Source organism: Pseudomonas sp. GW821-FHT07F05 (assembly GCF_059418765.1).
Genome location: NZ_JBWKQL010000003.1, coordinates 546,214 through 563,998, shown reverse-complemented (window position 1 = coordinate 563,998; position 17,785 = coordinate 546,214). Strand labels below are relative to the sequence as shown.

14 protein-coding genes and 4 tRNA genes are annotated in these 17,785 nt (G+C 59.4%); 8 read left to right on the top strand and 10 right to left on the bottom strand.

Annotation, left to right across the window (positions count from 1 at the left end):
* Positions 1-19: 19 nt before the first annotated feature.
* Positions 20-712 (bottom strand): sensor histidine kinase, encoded by a 693-nt coding sequence (locus tag AC07RO_RS10345; RefSeq protein WP_282372427.1) that lies wholly within the window; start codon positions 710-712, stop codon positions 20-22.
* Positions 709-2,313, bottom strand: coding sequence for a response regulator (locus AC07RO_RS10340; RefSeq protein WP_495085946.1), 1,605 nt, complete (start codon positions 2,311-2,313; stop codon positions 709-711). Before AC07RO_RS10340 ends, AC07RO_RS10345 begins: the two co-directional genes overlap by 4 nt.
* A gap of 310 nt (positions 2,314-2,623) precedes the next feature.
* On the opposite strand from AC07RO_RS10340, the gene AC07RO_RS10335 reads away from it, so the two are divergent.
* The 4 genes from AC07RO_RS10335 to AC07RO_RS10320 all read left to right on the top strand — a co-directional run bounded on the left by AC07RO_RS10335 (position 2,624) and on the right by AC07RO_RS10320 (position 8,685).
* Positions 2,624-4,264, top strand: a complete 1,641-nt coding sequence (locus tag AC07RO_RS10335) for a methyl-accepting chemotaxis protein (protein WP_495085945.1) — start codon at positions 2,624-2,626, stop codon at positions 4,262-4,264.
* 378 nt (positions 4,265-4,642) lie between these two features.
* Positions 4,643-6,283: a malate dehydrogenase (quinone) gene (gene mqo / locus AC07RO_RS10330; protein WP_495010007.1), complete on the top strand. Its 1,641-nt coding sequence runs from the start codon at positions 4,643-4,645 to the stop codon at positions 6,281-6,283.
* Between the two features lie 205 nt (positions 6,284-6,488).
* A complete protein-coding gene (locus AC07RO_RS10325; protein ID WP_192171014.1) occupies positions 6,489-7,085 on the top strand; it encodes a chemotaxis protein CheB in 597 nt (198 codons plus the stop codon).
* A gap of 22 nt (positions 7,086-7,107) precedes the next feature.
* Entirely contained in the window at positions 7,108-8,685 is a 1,578-nt protein-coding gene (locus AC07RO_RS10320; protein WP_192171013.1) for a sensor domain-containing diguanylate cyclase, read from the top strand.
* 83 nt (positions 8,686-8,768) lie between these two features.
* On the opposite strand, the gene AC07RO_RS10315 is transcribed toward AC07RO_RS10320, so the two are convergent.
* A tRNA-Arg gene (locus tag AC07RO_RS10315) sits at positions 8,769-8,840 on the bottom strand.
* 285 nt (positions 8,841-9,125) lie between these two features.
* Here AC07RO_RS10315 and AC07RO_RS10310 point away from each other — a divergent pair.
* The 3 genes from AC07RO_RS10310 to AC07RO_RS10300 all read left to right on the top strand — a co-directional run bounded on the left by AC07RO_RS10310 (position 9,126) and on the right by AC07RO_RS10300 (position 10,387).
* On the top strand, positions 9,126-9,374 hold the full coding sequence (locus AC07RO_RS10310; RefSeq protein ID WP_192171012.1) for a hypothetical protein: 249 nt from the start codon (positions 9,126-9,128) through the stop codon (positions 9,372-9,374).
* A gap of 74 nt (positions 9,375-9,448) precedes the next feature.
* Positions 9,449-9,646: a PA3371 family protein gene (locus tag AC07RO_RS10305; RefSeq protein ID WP_192171011.1), complete on the top strand. Its 198-nt coding sequence runs from the start codon at positions 9,449-9,451 to the stop codon at positions 9,644-9,646.
* Between the two features lie 414 nt (positions 9,647-10,060).
* Complete coding sequence (locus tag AC07RO_RS10300; protein WP_192171010.1) at positions 10,061-10,387, top strand: Arc family DNA-binding protein; 327 nt, start codon at positions 10,061-10,063, stop codon at positions 10,385-10,387.
* Positions 10,388-10,513: 126 nt separating this feature from the next.
* Here AC07RO_RS10300 and mgtE read toward each other — a convergent pair whose 3' ends face one another.
* Positions 10,514-11,956 (bottom strand): magnesium transporter, encoded by a 1,443-nt coding sequence (mgtE, locus tag AC07RO_RS10295; protein WP_192171009.1) that lies wholly within the window; start codon positions 11,954-11,956, stop codon positions 10,514-10,516.
* A 321-nt stretch (positions 11,957-12,277) separates the two neighbouring features.
* Here mgtE and AC07RO_RS10290 point away from each other — a divergent pair, with 321 nt between their 5' ends.
* On the top strand, positions 12,278-12,763 hold the full coding sequence (locus AC07RO_RS10290; RefSeq protein WP_282372441.1) for a DUF4124 domain-containing protein: 486 nt from the start codon (positions 12,278-12,280) through the stop codon (positions 12,761-12,763).
* Between the two features lie 42 nt (positions 12,764-12,805).
* Here AC07RO_RS10290 and AC07RO_RS10285 read toward each other — a convergent pair.
* From AC07RO_RS10285 to alaS, 6 genes are all read right to left on the bottom strand, one after another.
* Positions 12,806-12,882: transfer RNA gene (locus AC07RO_RS10285), tRNA-Arg, on the bottom strand.
* A gap of 139 nt (positions 12,883-13,021) precedes the next feature.
* A tRNA-Arg gene (locus tag AC07RO_RS10280) sits at positions 13,022-13,098 on the bottom strand.
* A gap of 107 nt (positions 13,099-13,205) precedes the next feature.
* Positions 13,206-13,296, bottom strand: a tRNA-Ser gene (locus tag AC07RO_RS10275).
* Positions 13,297-13,358: 62 nt separating this feature from the next.
* Positions 13,359-13,547, bottom strand: a complete 189-nt coding sequence (gene csrA / locus AC07RO_RS10270; RefSeq protein ID WP_002554426.1) for a carbon storage regulator CsrA — start codon at positions 13,545-13,547, stop codon at positions 13,359-13,361.
* Positions 13,548-13,725: 178 nt separating this feature from the next.
* Entirely contained in the window at positions 13,726-14,958 is a 1,233-nt protein-coding gene (locus AC07RO_RS10265; protein WP_065986190.1) for an aspartate kinase, read from the bottom strand.
* A gap of 91 nt (positions 14,959-15,049) precedes the next feature.
* Positions 15,050-17,668, bottom strand: coding sequence for an alanine--tRNA ligase (gene alaS, locus AC07RO_RS10260; RefSeq protein ID WP_282372434.1), 2,619 nt, complete (start codon positions 17,666-17,668; stop codon positions 15,050-15,052).
* Positions 17,669-17,785 lie beyond the last annotated feature (117 nt).

The window sequence follows — 17,785 nt, the reverse complement described above, 5'->3', positions numbered from 1 at the left end:
CTACTGACTGCACACAGTCTCAGGGCAGATAAATGCTGAACAGCCCGCCGCCCAGCTCGCCGCCGTTGGCGATTTCGATGTGGCCATGGACGCCTTTGCGCTGATGCTGTCTGGCGATGTTCGCCGCGAAATACAAGCCCAACCCGGTGCTCCCGCTGTTCTGATTGATGCCCAGCACGTAATCGGTCTGTTCCTCGATCATGCGTAGCGGAAACCCCGGTCCGTCGTCGTTGATGCTGATCACCAGTTGCTCGCCGACCTGCCCTGCCGTAATCAACACTTCACTGCGCGCAAAGCGAATGGCGTTGATGACCACGTTGGACACCACTGAACCGACCAGCTCGCGATCAAAGAAGCCCGGCAGACCGAAGTCGTTTACCGCATAGCGCGCCGTGATGCCACGACTGACGAGCACTTCCTGATGGAACGCCAGCTGCGCTTCAATGAAGTCATCCAGCTCGTGATAATCGGGGCGCATCGGCAGCTGGTTCACCCCCAGCTTGTAGAGCCCGAGCAACTGCACCAGCATGCCATTGAGGTGGGCGAACTCGTAATCGATGACGCCTTGATCCGGCGTACCACGACAGGCCTCCGGGAGCTGCTTGACCCATTGGCCGTGGGCCTGGATCAACGACCCCAGCGCGTTCTTCATGTCGTGAACGGTGGACGCAATCACCATCGAGAAGTCGAGCCCGAGATCCTGATCTTTCATTCGCCGAAAGCCCTGAGTCGCAGTTTCTGGAAACGCTCGAAGCGCGGGTCGGTCTCCGGCATCTTGCCGACCATCTTGAGACTGCTCTGGCATTCCGCCAGGCTCGCCGCGTCGAGATTCTGGACGCCCATGTGCAGCAATGACTGCGCCATGTTCAGGGCGATACTGATGTTCTTCGGTTGCAGGGCCAGGCCCTGACGGAACAGGTCCTGCGCCTCGCCGAGCTTGCCGGCGCGGTAGCAGCGAATGCCCTGGATATTGAAATCGATGGCCGCTTTGCCGGCGCCGAGAATCTCGGGATCGTCGGTCTGCCTGGCGATGTTCTGCATCACCACTGGATCGTCGCCGTAGATTTCGGCACAGCTTTTCAGAATGCCCGCGCCAGCGTCTTCCTGACCGAGCGCCTTGAGCTGCGAAGCCACCGCCAGCGCCGCATCGGCGCTGAGAAACTGCTCCATGCCCTCAAGCCGTTCCATTGCCTGCTCGGTCAGCTTGGCGGCCATTTCCGGATCGGAGGACGCGACGCTGGTGGCTTTCATCAGACGCGCGCGCACTTGCAGGCCGGCGTCGTTGCCGTTTTCCTTGGCGACTTCGGTGAGGGTCTGGTTGATCTCGATGCGGGTGCGGGCATCCAGCCCGCGCTCGCCGCCACGGCTGATCAGTGCCTGAGCAAAACCGAGGTTGGTCTCCGGGTCCTTGAAGCGGGAGAACTGGCCTTGGGAAACGGCCTGACGATAGGCCTTCGAAGCACCATCGAAGTCCTCGTTTTCCAGCGCCAGCTTGCCCAGCAGACGCTGACGGCGCACCGCATACGGCGATAACCGCACCGCCTCTTCCAGCATCTTCTGCGCACGCTTGTTGTCGCCGCTGGCCACCAACACGTCGGCCAGCCCGTCGTACAGCACCGGCATGGCATTGAAGGCGCGAATCGCTTCTTCGTACACGCCCTGCGCTTCAGCGTTGCGCCCGCGCTTGAACAGCAGCTTGCCCAGCGCCACATACGCCCAGGGTTGCGGGCGGTCGGCGAGGATCGACTTGAGAAAGGCCTCGAGCGGCTCGTGCTGATTGAGGTCACGCAGTGCATCGGCTTTGTAGCGCAGGCACAGCGGCGCAAAACGTGGGTCCTGCTTGGTCAGCGCAGCACAGGCCGTCAACACCTCGGTCGGATTGCCACGGTCAAGCGCTTGCAGGATCGGCTTGAGCAGGGTCTTGCGCTGGGAGATCTTCTCCAGACGCTGAGCCAGGCTCGCACGGTTGAACGGCTTGGTCAGGTACGCATCCGGCTCCCACTCCAGCGCGCTCATCACCATCGCCTGGCTGTTCTCGGCAGTGACCATGACGAACACGCTTTCGTGGCTGATCAGTCGATCGGACATCAGGTCTTCGAGCACCTGCTGGCCGTTCTTCTTGCCGTCACCCAGATTGAAGTCGTGGAGGATGAAGTCGTAGCGCTTCTGCGCGCACATCTTCAGCGCCTCCTCGCCGGTGTCGGCAGTGTCCACCGCCTTGACGCCCAACTCGCGCAGCATCGAGCGGACCGAACTGCGGAAGTCGGAAAAATCGTCGACGATCAGAAAGGTTTTTTGGTTCCACGCCAGCATCGAGATTCCTGTCACCGGATAAATAGTCGGCCCTGAGGCACTTGCAAGGGCGGCGGTCTCGTTCCCGGTCTGGGCAGAGAGGGCCAATAAAGTTGCGGCATGACGCCACTTGTCCGAGTTATCGGCGGCAGCAGGGCAAAGCTTAGGCACGCCATGCGGGAAAAAATCACGCCCTCGCGCCGTGTTGACAGGGCATCGACGCGAAAGGAGGCATACGCCAACGGGTAAAGTCCTTGGGTGTGCAGCCGATATCCAGTCATGCAACGCGTACCCAACCAGCCGCAACCCCATCCCCGTTCGAGTGCACTCCATGTCCTGGCTGACCGACCTGAAATTGAAGACCAAGCTCCTTTCGGCTTTCTGTCTGTGCGCGCTGATCACCGTGGTGGTGGGTGTACTGGGGCAGAGCGGTATTTCCCGGCTGTATGAACTGTTTGAAAACACGGTGAGCGACAATCTGGTGTCGATCGCCAAGGTCGATTCGGTGAAGGCCAACGTCATCGCCACCAACCGCGACTTTTTCAAAGCCATCGGACTGAGCGCACTCAAGGCCAACCCGGACGACATCAACGCAGCCATCCAGTCCCTAAAGGAAAACCAGGCCCAGGCCGAGACCGACTTCAGGACCTACCGCGCCACGCCACTTGATCCGGATGAAAAAGCCGCAGGCGATGACTTCGAACGCGACTGGGCCGCTTACATCAGCGCCGCCCTCAATGCGCTGTCTGTGGCGCAGAGTGGCGACCTTGAGCAAGCCAGCAAATTGGCCGCCACCAGCGTAACGCCTAGCTATCGCAAGACCATGGGCGAGCTGAAAATCATGATTGAATCCAACCTGCGGCAAGCCAATGAGCAGGCCCAGCAAGGCATCGAAACGGACAAGCAGGTGACGTGGATTCTGATCATCGGTTCGTTGATCGCGGTGGTGTGCGCCATTGCGTTGGGGCTGATCGTCACCCGCATGATCACTCGGCCGATCTATCAATCCGTGGCCAGCGCCACCCGAGTGGCGGGCGGTGATCTGAGCCAGACCATCGCGGTCGGCGGTCAGGACGAAACCGGCCAGTTGCTCAAGGCGCTGTCCAACATGCAGGGCAGCCTGAAAGGCACGGTTCAGCAAATCGCCACCGCTTCGGATCAACTGGCGTCCGCCGCTGAAGAACTGACCATGGTGACCGACGACAGCACCCGGGGGCTAATGCGTCAGAACGATGAAATCCAGCAAGCCGCCACGGCCGTCAACGAGATGACCGCTGCGGTGGAAGAAGTGGCGCGCAACGCCGCGAGCGCTTCGCAGGTGTCTGCGCAGACCTCCGAAGATGCCATCAAGGGCCAGCAACAAGTGCAGCAGGCTGTCACCGCGATGAACACCATGACCGTGGAAATCACCGAATCGACCCAACGCGTCGAAGCGCTGGCCGGGCAGATCCGCGACATCACCAAAGTCCTCGACGTGATCCGCGGTATTGCCGAGCAGACCAACCTGCTCGCGCTCAATGCGGCCATCGAAGCGGCCCGCGCCGGCGAGCAAGGCCGTGGCTTTGCGGTGGTGGCGGACGAAGTACGTGCCCTCGCCCACCGCACTCAAACCTCCACCGGCGAAATCGAATCGATGATCACCAAGGTGCGCAATGGCGCCGACGAAGCCGTGCAGGCCATGGGCAAGAGCCAGGCGATCGCCGTGCATACCCAGTCACTGGCCACCGAAGCCGGCCACGCGCTGGAACGCATCAGCGAAGGCGTCAGCCAGATGAACGAACGCAACCTGGTGATCGCCAGCGCAGCGGAGGAGCAGGCGCAAGCGGCCCGCGAAGTGGACCGCAACCTGGTGAACATCCAGGACCTGTCGACCCAAACCGCAGCCGGCGCCAATCAGACCAGCGCGTCGAGTCAGGCGTTGTCGCGGCTGGCCGTTTCCTTCCACTCCATGGTCGGCAAATTCACCCTTTAAACGGCTTGGCGTTTCGGCGCCCGGCCAGCCAATCGCCACCCTGAGACAAAATGGCGTATTGACTAATTTGACACCCGATTTGTCGAAAATGACATTTCGGGTACAATCCCCGCCCGCCGCAGGGGATGGACCTGATGACCAGGTCCTGCGGTGGATGATGTTTACTCAAGCTGCTGATTCCAATGATCGAATAAAAAGCACAGCACCGAGGGACATAGAACACGAGGTCGACCTTTTCACTGGCCTTTTGACCCTTCCTCCTCGTTTTCCGAGAGCGAAGCCTGTCTGACGTTCGCGCCGCACACTGGCGCCCGGCATCGCAGGACGTTGCGCGACGATTGCTGCAGGCGGATAACTTTCTATCTATTGGATGATTCGATGTTCAAGAAAACGAGCACCGCTCTACTGGGCCTCGCGATTTCGGCCACCTTCCTGCAAGCCCATGCCGCAGAAAGCAAGAAAGTCGATGTACTGCTGATCGGCGGCGGCATCATGAGTTCGACCCTGGGCGTCTGGCTCAATGAACTCGAGCCGAGCTGGTCGATGGAAATGGTCGAGCGCCTCGACGCCGTCGCCGAAGAAAGCTCCAACGGCTGGAACAACGCCGGCACCGGTCACTCCGGTCTCGCCGAGCTGAACTACACGCCTGAAGACAAAGACGGCAAGGTCAACATCTCCAAAGCCATCGAGATCAACGAAGCCTTCCAGGTCACCCGTCAGTTCCTGTCCTGGCAGGTCCGCCAGAACGTCCTGAAGAACCCGCCTTCGTTCATCAACACCACACCGCACATGAGCTTCGTGTGGGGCGATGACAACATCAAATTCCTGAAAAAGCGTTATGACGCGCTGCAGGCCAGCCCGCTGTTCCGCCCGATGCAGTATTCCGAAGACCCGGCACAGATCGCCAAGTGGGTCCCGCTGATGATGGAAGGCCGTGATCCTGCGCAGAAGCTGGCGACCACCTGGACGCCGATCGGCACCGACGTCAACTGGGGTGAAGTCACCCGCCAGTACGTGTCTTACCTGCAGACCCGCCCGAACTTCGATTTGAAGCTGTCCAGCGAAGTCAATGACATCACCCGCAACGACGACGGCTCTTGGCACGTTGAGTACAAGAACCTGAAAGACGGCACCACCACCGGTACCGACGCCAAGTTCCTGTTCATCGGTGCAGGCGGCGGCGCATTGAAGCTGCTGCAGAAATCCGGCATTCCCGAAGCTCAGGACTACGCAGGCTTCCCGGTTGGTGGTTCGTTCCTGGTGACCGAGAACCCGACCGTTGCCATGCAGCACATGGCCAAGGCCTACGGCATCGCCTCCACCGGCGCGCCGCCCATGTCGGTTCCGCACCTGGACACCCGCGTGCTGGACGGCAAGCGCGTGATCCTGTTTGGCCCGTTTGCGACCTTCTCCACCAAGTTCCTGAAAGAAGGTTCGTACTTCGACCTGTTCAGCAGTATGACCACCCACAACATCTGGCCGATGACCAAAGTGGGCGTCGAGCAGTACCCGCTGGTGGAGTACCTCGCCGGTCAGTTGATGCTGTCCGACGACGACCGCTTCAAAGCGCTGCAGGAATACTTCCCGCACGCCAAGAAAGAAGACTGGCGCCTGTGGCAAGCCGGTCAGCGCGTGCAGATCATCAAGCGTGATGCCGACAAGGGCGGCGTGCTGAAACTGGGCACCGAAGTCGTTTCTTCTCAGGACGGCACCATCGCTGCCCTGCTGGGCGCATCGCCAGGCGCGTCGACCGCTGCACCGATCATGCTCAACGTCCTGGAAAAGCTGTTCAAGACCCAGCTCGCGACGCCTGAGTGGCAAGCGAAGGTCCATCAGATCGTGCCGAGCTATGGCACCAAGCTGAATGACTCGCCAGCCGCTGTTCAGCAAGAGTGGAACTACACCGCCGAAGTGCTGCAACTGGGCAAACCGCCAGTGCTCGATCAGAGCGTCGGCACCAGCACTGCCGCGCCGGGCAAGCCTGCTGAAAGCAAGCCCGCCAGCGACATGGCGCTGTAACAACGCCTGACCGGTTTGCATCTACCCTGATGCGGCTGTTCACGAAAGCCACGAGACCTCGCGTCTCGTGGCTTTTTTATTGCCTGGTGAACAGCCCACGGCCGCCCGACGCACGTTGTGACGTTCATCAGCGCTTGAAGACGTGAAAATGAACGGCAAGCGCTTGCGCTGTGTCCATCCTATGGAACCATTCAGGAAGAAAGGTATGGACGCTAAAAACACGCAAGTGATGAGGGATGTCATCGTGATCGGTGGTGCGCAAGGCGCCACGGAAGCCCTGCGGCACCTGCTCGTCAAGCTACCGAAAGATTTTCCCGCTGCCCTGCTCATCGTGATTCACACGAACCCGACAGGTCCGGACTACATGGCGTCGGTGCTCGGTCGCTACTCGACGCTGCCTGTCGGCTACGGCAAAGAAGGCGAGCCGGTACTGCCTGGCCGTGTGTACCTGGCACCTCCTGACCGGCATCTGGAGATCGTCTCCCCCGGGATCATTCATCTAGACGACGGCCCCAAGCTGCACCTCGCACGTCCTGCCGCCGATCGCCTGTTCGCCACAGCTGCCGACGTATTTCGCGAGCGGGTGATCTGCCTCGTGCTGTCAGGCGGCGATTCCGATGGTGCGGATGGCGCGGTAGAGGTCAGGAACGCCGGCGGGTTGAGTTTCGTCCAGCGTCCCGAGGAAGCGCCCGTGCCCAGCATGCCGATCGAGACGATGCGCAAAACCGTGTTGAGCCCTCAACTGAGCGCGGAAGAAATGGCAGACGCGCTGATCAAAGCGGTCGGCAGTGTCCACAGCTGACTATCAAAGGAGACCAGTGAGCATGCCAGGAGGCGAACAGCATCCACCGCCGTCAGGCGCCTTCGATCTATTGGACCTGGGCCCGGGGCGCAACACGGCCGTCTTTCGCCTCACCCTCGCATTCATGATTCTGGTGCTGCTGACGTTCGTTTCGGTTGAGGGGTGGCGCGCGTGGCGCGATTACAACCACGCCTACGACTTCGCCCGGGACTCGGTCACCAACCTGGCCCGTGCCACGGCCCAGCACGCGGAGGACGCCATCAGGCAGGTCGACATCCTGACCTACGCCATCGGGGAGCGTGTCGAGGGCGATGGTCTGGCGAATATCGACGTTCCACGTATCCACGCCCTGATGGCGCAGCAATCCAGACTCATGCCTCAGCTTCACGGGTTGTTCATCTACGGCGCCGACGGGCGATGGATCGTGACCGATAAAGACGTGACCCCGGACACCGCAAACAACGCAGACCGGGACTACTTCAACTATCACCGCACCCATACCGATCAAAGCGTGCGCATCAGCAACGTGGTCAAGAGCCGCTCCACCGGCGAGTTGATCATCCCCGTCTCCCGCCGGCTGAACAATCCTGATGGCTCGTTCGCGGGCGTGCTGCTGGGGACTATCAAGCTCAGCTACTTCATGGATTATTACGGCGACTTCAAGATTGATGATCGCGGCGCGCTGGTGCTGGCGATGCGGGACGGCACGATCCTGGTCAGGCGTCCGTTCATGGATTCCGTGGTGGGGCAAAGCCTGGCCGACAGCGAGATCTTCAAACGCTACCTGCCGACCGCCAATGAAGGGACTGTGGAGATCAAAGCCGTGGTGGACGGCACGTACCGGTTGTACGGCTTTCGTGCGCTGTCGAGTTATCCGCTGGTGGTCGCAGCAGGGCTGTCGAGAGAGTCCTTCGTCGGGCCGTGGCGTCATGACCTGCTCAAGTCCGGACTCGTGCTGTTGGTCCTGATCGCCGGGTTTATCGGATTTGCCTACATCGTCCTCACGCAGTTGCGCGGTCGCATGGCCATGGAGAGCGAGATTCGCCTCGCCCATCAGGCGGTCAAAGACATGGCGCTGACCGACAGCCTGACCCGACTGGGCAACCGGCGGCGACTCGACATGGCGCTCAACAGCGAGATCGGCCGCGCAAAACGACAGCGTTACCCGCTCGCCTTGATCATGCTCGACATCGATTACTTCAAACGCTTCAACGACCGCTACGGCCATGCGGCAGGTGACGACTGTCTCCAGCAGGTCGCGCAGGCCATCAGCGGGGTGTTGAAACGCCCTGCCGACCTCGCCGTTCGCTACGGTGGCGAGGAATTCACCGTGCTGCTGCCGGACACCGACATCCAGGGCGCGGGCCTTCTCGCCGAGGACATTCTGCAGGCCATTCGGGGGCTCGCGCTGGCGCACGCCGATCACCCCGAGCAGATTGTCACTGCAAGTGCCGGCGTCACAGCCAGGTTCCCTGCGATGGAAGACACGACGCCTGCCGGTATGATCAAAGCAGCGGATGCCTATCTTTATTACGCGAAAAATAATGGTCGCAATCGGTGGTACGCGGATCAGCACACTCAAGCGAGCGCGCGCGCATAAACGAGGGAGTGTTCGAATGGCCGGGGGACCGAGAGGTTTTATGTGAGAGATGACGTGCTGAAGCGGGAGGAGTAGATCAGATATGTCCCCTGCAGGAATCGAACCTGCATCTAGCCCTTAGGAGGGGCTCGTTCTATCCGTTGAACTAAGAGGACACCAAAACAGACGGCGTGCATCTTAACGACAAGGCGCTGGCTTGTCATGTCGTCATTATCAACAGGGGCCGTAGGATGCTGCCTGCCAGTCACATCAGAGGGTTATCGTGCAGAATGCAAGGGCGGCCATGGGCCATATTGCAAATCGCAACCCTACAATCCCTAAAATGCGATCTATGCTATTGGTTTATAAGGGATTTATCCGCCATAGAGATTGGCACGCAGACTGCACTAGTTACCTTCGCGAATCACCCTCTGAACGCCGTCCCAGCGAAGGTACCCGAGATGAACATGACACTGTCCCTGCTCAACGCTGCCGCGCTTGCCGCATTGGTCGCTTTTCATTTTCAGGGTGATGGCAGCCAGTCAGAGGCGGTGAAGTCAGAGACCGTCGCCGTCCAGGCTCAGCCTCATTACCTCCTGCAACAGACCCCGCGGTTCGCAGCCATGCCAAGCCAAGGCACAGAAGCCATTCTGGCCCATGACAATGAAGAAGCCGTGCCGGTTATCCGCTCGGAACGCTGGGTGTTTTGATCAACAGTCACTGTCAGTCATTCCAACGGCTCCGACCCGCCCTCTGTCAGAGAGCACCCCATTAGAGAGCAGCTATGTCCAAAGCAGCAATTTCGTTCCTGATCTTGGCCCTGATGGCTATCGCCGCAGACCAGCTCATGGATCCGTCAATGGAAACCCTGAGCACCTTGGCTAAAGCAGCTGCCGGTATTTTCGCCAGCCTGTTCGTGGCAGCGCTGTTCGTGGGCCGCCGTATCAAGTTCGATCCGGTATTACGCCAGGCCAAGCCCTGAGCGCTCGCTGATCTGGCGCCAAGGCAATCGCCATCTCTCCGGCGGCTCTCCTGAAGCGTGAGTTGCCTCGAAGCATTCGACCCTTCGTCTCTTTCTTGACTGGCCCCTCGTATTATCCCCACTCTCCCACTACGCTGGAGACAGATAGCCATCACGGCGTCGTCCAGCGCTGTCGGGATGTTCATTATCCACTTTGCAAACCAGAACGCATTTCGGATAATTGGTGCTGGCTAAAAGCCTTTATCTAGTTCAATATTTGTCACACATTTGACGCCAAGGATCCGACGTATTGATGCAGGATGGCGGTCCTTTATGCGGGTGGTTGAACATTTCAGCTAAAAGACAGTCAGAGCATGACATCTCGCGGCCTAATGCAAGAACCGCCTCTCTCTTTGAACTAATTCGGTTAAATATATGAGCCCTATGAAACAGGCCAATTATTCCAGTCGCACAGCTGACAAGTTCGTAGTTCGTCTACCGGAAGGCATGCGCGAGCGTATTGCGGACGTTGCCAAACATCATCATCGCAGCATGAACTCGGAAATTATTGCGCGTCTTGAGCAGAGTCTGATTCAGGAAGGTTCACTGGGTGACGAGCCAAGTCTGCGCCTGGACAGCCCTGAGCTTTCGCTTCACGAACGCGAGCTGCTGCAGCGCTTCCGTCAGTTGGCTCACCGCCAGCAGAACGCACTGGTTTCCCTGATTGCACACGACACTAGCCTGGCAAACGACGACAAATAAGTCGTTTAAACCAGAGACTTGAAAGCCAGCGCTCTGCTGGCTTTTTTGTGCCTGAAATTAATGCCGCCGGTGTTTCGCGCCCATTAAAAAACCGCCCTGAAGGCGGCTTTGTTTGAACCGTGGGGGTCAGAGTAAAAATAATGTCGCCAGCCCGAGAAAGATGAAGAACCCGCCGCTGTCGGTCATGGCCGTGATCATCACACTGGCGCCCATCGCCGGATCGCGACCGAACCGCGCGAGGGTCATCGGGATCAACACACCCATCAATGCCGCCAGCAGGAGATTCAATGTCATGGCGACGGTCATCACCACCCCAAGGGACCAGCTGTGATACAGCAGATAAGCGACGATCCCTATCACCCCGCCCCACACCAGGCCGTTGATGAGCGCGACGCCCAGCTCCTTGCGCATCAGGCGTGAGGTATTGCCGGTGTTGACCTGATCGAGGGCCATGGCCCGAACAATCATTGTGATGGTCTGATTGCCCGAGTTACCCCCAATCCCTGCCACGATCGGCATCAATGCTGCAAGCGCCACCAGCTTCTCGATGGAGCCTTCGAACAGGCCGATCACCCGCGAGGCGAGAAAGGCAGTAATCAGGTTGACGGCCAGCCAGGACCAGCGGTTGCGCAGGGATCGCCAGACGGAGGCGAAGATGTCCTCCTCCTCCCGCAGACCCGCCATGTTGAGCACTTCGGTCTCGCTCTCCTCACGGATGAGGTCGACCATCTCATCGATGGTGAGACGGCCGATCAGCTTGCCGTTCTTGTCGACCACCGGGGAGGAAATCAAGTCGTAACGTTCGAACGCCTGGGCGGCTTCATAGGCATCGCCATCTGGATGGAAACTCACCGGATCACTGGCCATGACCTCTGACACTTGCTTCTCGGGGTCGTTGACCAGCAGACGCTTGATGGGCAGAACGCCCTTGAGCACGCCATCGGAGTCAACCACGAACAGTTTGTCAGTGTGACCGGGCAGCTCTTTCAGACGGCGCAGATAGCGCAGAACGACTTCCAGGCTGACATCCTCGCGGATGGTCACCATCTCGAAGTCCATCAGGGCGCCGACCTGCTCCTCGTCATAGGACAGGGCGGAGCGCACGCGCTCGCGCTGCTGGCTGTCCAGCGCCTCCATCAGCTCATGGACAACATCGCGCGGCAGCTCTGGCGCAAGGTCGGCGAGCTCGTCGGCGTCCATTTCCTTGGCGGCGGCCAGCAGCTCGTGATCGTCCATGTCGGCGATCAGGGTTTCCCGAACGGAATCGGACACTTCGAGAAGGATGTCGCCGTCACGCTCGGCCTTCACCAACTGCCAGACCGTCAGACGGTCTTCGAGGGGAAGTGCTTCGAGGATATAGGCAACGTCGGCGGAGTGCAGGTCGTCGAGCTTACGCTGCAGCTCGACGAGGTTCTGCCGGTGAACGAGGTTCTCGACGCGATCCTGGTGCTGGCCTTCCTGACGGTGTGTCAGGTCTTCGACGATACGCTGACGTTGCAGCAAGTCGATGACTTGGGCGAGACGATCCTGAAGGCTTTCCTGCGTCTTTTTTACTTCGATTTGGGTCATAGGCGAACTCCACTCCCAGCAGTGGAACCCGCCAGAAGATCAATCAGTCGATTCTTGATTGGTGAAACTTAGTGTTGAGTTGCTACTGGGTAAGTCCATGGAGGTAGTCCACAAGCCCCGGCGGGGCTGACGGGCGCAATCATACACCGCTTGCCGTGGCGGGAGGCTAAAAATTCAACGTGAAACAATCGGTTGCAACACAACGTTCATCGCTGTCCGAGTCAGCGAGGACGCCCGGTCACATCCGGTGAACAAAACCCGCTCGCCGCGAGAAATCCTCATCGCTACCCTTCTCGGACACTGGTCAGGGAGGACATCGCGATGCCGCTGAACACTGAAAAGCTCTTCATCACCCTGCTGCTGTTTTCGCCACTCGGCGCAGGCGCAACCACCGTCAATCGCTGCCAGGATCAGAGCGGCAACGTGACGTTCACCACACTGGCTTGCCCCAGCGGGCACACGACAGCGGCGCAGGGTATCAACCCGGCTTCAGGCACGACCTTCACACTCCCTCCTCCGCCTGCAAAAACGGACGCCCTGCAAAAGCGCAAAAGTAACGAAGTGGTGGTCGTGGGTCAGCGCGATGATGGTTGCGGAAATATCCTGAGCGCGGAGCAGCGTCGCAAGGCGATTATCAATCAGCAGACGCCAACGGGAATGAGCAAACGCGACGTGGAAAACTTGCTGGGGCGACCGGACAAGATCATCAGCCGTAACGCTGAAGTACGTTATGTGTATGAGGAGAAGAAGGGACGCAGCAGACAGGTGTCATTCGATGAACACGGCTGTGTAAAAGGCAAACGCTAGAAAGCAAAAAGCCCGCATTTGCATGCGGGCTTTTCGTTTTATTGGTGCACTCGACAGGATTCGAACCTGTGACCGCTCGGTTCGTAGCCGAGTACTCTATCCAGCTGAGCTACGAGTGCAGATGGCGCTTTTTAAACCAGTTCACCTCTGGGCATCGCATTTTACTTCTGGAAGTGAGTGGTGCTTCCGAAGACCTGTTGAAGCCAGGCTCTTTCTAACTTAAGACTGTTATTCGTATCACTACAAACAACGCTTAAATGGTGCACTCGACAGGATTCGAACCTGTGACCGCTCGGTTCGTAGCCGAGTACTCTATCCAGCTGAGCTACGAGTGCATTTGTTGCCGCGCATTATAGGCCGTCAAATCTCTTGGTCAAGCACTTTTTCTAGTAAATTCAACAACTTACAGATCAAGCCAGATTACAACGTACTACGCAAATAATGGCGGAGAACGGGGGATTCGAACCCCCGACACCCTTTTGAGGTGTACTCCCTTAGCAGGGGAGCGCCTTCGGCCACTCGGCCAGCTCTCCGCAACACGGGGCGTATAATAACCACCCTTTTCCCCGTTTGCAAACCAAAAATTCAATAAAAATTAATGGCTTGGTTCTTCGTCCTTCTCTTTCTTTATACGCAGGTAAATCTCTTCGCGGTGAACAGCCACTTCCTTGGGCGCGTTGACCCCAATGCGCACCTGATTGCCTTTTACGCCGAGCACGGTCACGGTGATTTCACCATCACCAATGATCAGACTTTCCGCGCACCGGCGAGTCAGAATCAGCATACCTATCTCCTTACGGCTTACATTCAAGGGATTACAGTCTGCACAGACAAACGACATGATCCCGAGCCAGAGGCCGCAGGTCCATGCCTCAGTATCGACCAGCGCCGGAAAAAGAATAGCGACTTGCGCACATCCACTCGCAGAAGGCGCAGCAGAAACCGCGCCCTCTGCCCAAGGCTTACTCGCCCTGACGCGGTGCGTCGAGTTCGAAGGCGGTGTGCAGCGCGCGCACGGCCAGCTCCAGGTACTTCTCCTCGATCACCACCGAGACCTTGATTTCGGATGTCGAGATCATCTGAATGTTGATGCTCTCCTTGGCCAGTGCTTCGAACATGCGGCTGGCAACCCCGGCATGGGAACGCATGCCGACACCGACGATGGAAACCTTGGCGATCTTGGTGTCGCCAATGACTTCGCGAGCGCCGATTTCGTTGGCGGTGTTCTGCAGAACCTGCAGCGCGGCCTGGTAATCATTGCGGTGAACGGTGAAGGTGAAATCGGTGGTGTTATCGTGCGAAACGTTCTGCACGATCATGTCGACTTCGATGTTCGCGCCGCTGATCGGGCCGAGAATCTTGAACGCAACGCCCGGGGTGTCTGGCACGCCACGGATGGTCAGCTTGGCTTCGTCGCGGTTGAAGGCGATGCCCGAAATGATCGGCTGTTCCATGGATTCCTCTTCATCAATGGTAATGAGGGTGCCTGGACCCTCCTTGAAGCTGTGCAGTACGCGCAGCGGGACGTTGTACTTGCCGGCGAATTCGACCGCGCGGATCTGCAGGACCTTTGAACCGAGGCTCGCCATCTCCAGCATTTCTTCGAAGGTGATCTTGTCCAGCCGCTGGGCCTGCGACACAACACGCGGGTCAGTCGTATAGACGCCATCGACGTCGGTGTAGATCTGGCATTCATCGGCTTTCAATGCCGCAGCCAGCGCCACGCCAGTGGTGTCGGAACCGCCACGACCCAGGGTCGTGATGTTGCCGTCTTCATCGACGCCCTGGAAACCGGCGACCACCACCACACGACCGGCCTTCAGGTCAGCGCGAATCTTCTGATCATCGATCTGCAGAATCCGCGCCTTGTTATGGGCGCTGTCGGTGAGGATGCGAACCTGATTGCCGGTATACGACACAGCCGGAACGCCGCGCTTGATCAGCGCCATGGCCAGCAGTGCGATAGTGACCTGCTCGCCGGTGGAAACGATGACGTCCAGCTCGCGTGGCACCGGTTGGTCGCTGATTTGCCGGGCCAGTTCGATCAGGCGATTGGTTTCGCCGCTCATGGCCGAAAGCACGACCACCAGATCATCGCCCGCATCACGGAATTTCTTGACCTTGTCGGCCACCTGTTCGATGCGCTCTACCGAGCCCACCGAGGTGCCGCCAAACTTTTGTACGATTAAAGCCATCTCAAAGCCGCCTCAGCCCATGAAGGGCGCCCGTTATCATTCAAACCGCGAAGCGCCGGGACCCGAACGACGGGCCCCGGGGTGGGTCGACTTAAATACCTTGTTCGGCGAACGGAACAGCCAGTGCCAGCGCTGCTTCGAGTCCGGCAGCATCAACACCGCCGCCTTGCGCCATGTCAGGACGACCGCCGCCTTTACCGCCTACAGCGGCAGCCGCTTGCTTCATCAAATCACCGGCTTTGAGTTGGCCAGTCAGGTCTTTGGTGACGCCTGCCACCAGCACGACCTTGTCTTCATGCACCCCGCCGAGCAGGATCACTGCGCGGCCGAGCTTGTTCTTCAATTGGTCAACCAGGGCCAGCAGCGCCTTGCCATCCTGACCGTCGAGACGGGCAGCAAGAACCTTGACGCCTTTGACGTCCACTGCCGAGCCCGACAGATCGTCGCCCGCAGCACTGGCCGCCTTGGCCTGCAGTTGTTCCAGTTGTTTTTCCAGCAGACGATTGCGTTCCAGCACCGCCGACAGCTTGTCCAGAACGTTGTCGCGATTGCCTTTGACCAGGTTCGCGGCTTCCTTCAGTTGTTCTTCAGCCGCGTTCAAGTACTCCAGCGCCACGGCGCCGGTGACCGCTTCGATACGGCGCACGCCTGCGGCCACACCGCTTTCGCTGATGATCTTGAACAGCGCGATGTCGCCAGTACGGTTGGCGTGAATGCCACCGCACAGCTCGACCGAGAAACCGCCGCCCATGCTCAGCACGCGGACGTTGTCGCCATACTTCTCGCCGAACAACGCCATGGCGCCTTTCTTCTTGGCGGTCTCGATGTCGGTTTCTTCAGTCTCGACGGCAGTATTCTTGCGGACTTCGGCGTTGACGATGTCTTCAAGCGCCTTGATCTGCTCGGGCTTGATGGCTTCGAAGTGGCTGAAGTCGAAACGCAGGCGCTGACTGTCGACCAGCGAGCCTTTCTGCTGAACGTGATCGCCCAACACCTGGCGCAACGCGGCGTGCAGCAAGTGCGTGGCGGAGTGGTTCAACGACGTGGCCTGGCGAACTTCGGCAGCCACTTCGGTGCTGACGGTGGTGCCGACTTTCAGGCTGCCCGACACTTGAACACCGTGGTGCAGGAACGCGCCGCCGGTCTTGGTAGTGTCGCTCACGTCGAAGCGCGCATCGCCCGCGGTCAGGTAACCGCTGTCGCCAATCTGGCCGCCGGACTCTGCGTAGAACGGGGTCTGGTCGAGGATGACCACGCCGTCCTCGCCTTCACTCAATTGCTCGACCGCGAGGCCGTCTTTGTACAGGGCGACGACCTTGGCCTCGCCTGCGGTGGCTTTGTAACCGGTGAACTGCGTGGCCACGTCAACCTTGACCAGGCTGTTGTAGTCCATGCCGAAGGAACTGGCGGAACGCGCACGTTCACGCTGGGCATCCATCTCACGTTCGAAACCGGCCTCGTCGAGGGTCAGGTTGCGTTCGCGGGCGATGTCGCCGGTCAGGTCCATCGGGAAACCGTAGGTGTCGTAGAGCTTGAACACCACATCGCCGGGGACGATGGTGCCCTTGAGTTCGGCGAGATCCTGCTCGAGGATCTTCAAGCCCTGCTCCAGGGTTTTGGCGAACTGCTCTTCTTCGGCCTTGAGCACGCGCTCGATGTGCGCCTGCTGGTTTTTCAGCTCAGGGAAGGCTTCGCCCATTTCGGCGACGAGTGCGGCGACGATCTGGTAGAAGAAGCTGCCCTTGGCGCCCAGCTTGTTACCGTGACGGCAAGCGCGACGAATGATGCGGCGCAGCACGTAGCCACGGCCTTCATTGGACGGCAGCACGCCGTCGGCAATCAGGAAGCCGCACGAACGGATGTGGTCGGCGACGACTTTCAGGGACGCCTGATTGTCGTTGCTGCAACCGATGGCTTTTGCAGCAGCGGCGAGCAGGCTCTGGAACAGGTCGATTTCGTAGTTGGAATTGACGTGTTGCAGGACGGCGCTGACGCGCTCGAGGCCCATGCCGGTGTCGACCGATGGCGCTGGCAGCGGGTGAAGAACGCCGTCGGCCGTGCGGTTGAACTGCATGAACACGTTGTTCCAGATCTCGATGTAGCGGTCGCCGTCTTCTTCCGGCGAACCCGGCGGGCCACCCCAGATGTCGGCGCCGTGGTCGTAGAAGATCTCGGTGCACGGGCCGCACGGGCCGGTGTCGCCCATCGTCCAGAAGTTGTCGGAGGCGTACGGCGCGCCCTTGTTGTCACCGATGCGCACCATGCGCTCGGCCGGCACGCCGATTTCCTTGGTCCAGATGTCGTAGGCTTCGTCGTCCGAAGCGTAAACCGTGACCCAGAGTTTTTCCTTGGGCAGGTTCAGCACGCCAGTGAGGAAGGTCCACGCGTAGGTGATTGCGTCGCGCTTGAAGTAGTCGCCGAAGCTGAAGTTGCCCAGCATCTCGAAGAAGGTGTGGTGACGCGCGGTGTAGCCGACGTTTTCCAGGTCGTTGTGCTTGCCACCGGCACGCACACATTTCTGGCTGCTGACGGCGCGGGTGTAGGCCCGTTTTTCCTGGCCGAGGAAGCAATCCTTGAACTGGTTCATGCCTGCGTTGGTGAACAGCAGGGTCGGGTCGTTGCCCGGGATCAGGGAGCTGGAGGCGACTCGGGTGTGGCCTTGCTCTTCGAAGAAGCGAAGGAAGGCTTCACGGATTTCTGCGCTTTTCATAAGTTCTTCCACGGAAACTGCGGCCTGGCACATGCATAGCGTCGTTCGACGCAGCGACGGCAAAGGGCCGCATTATATAGGCGTTGTACGCTCGGTACAGCGTGTTATTCGATAGAA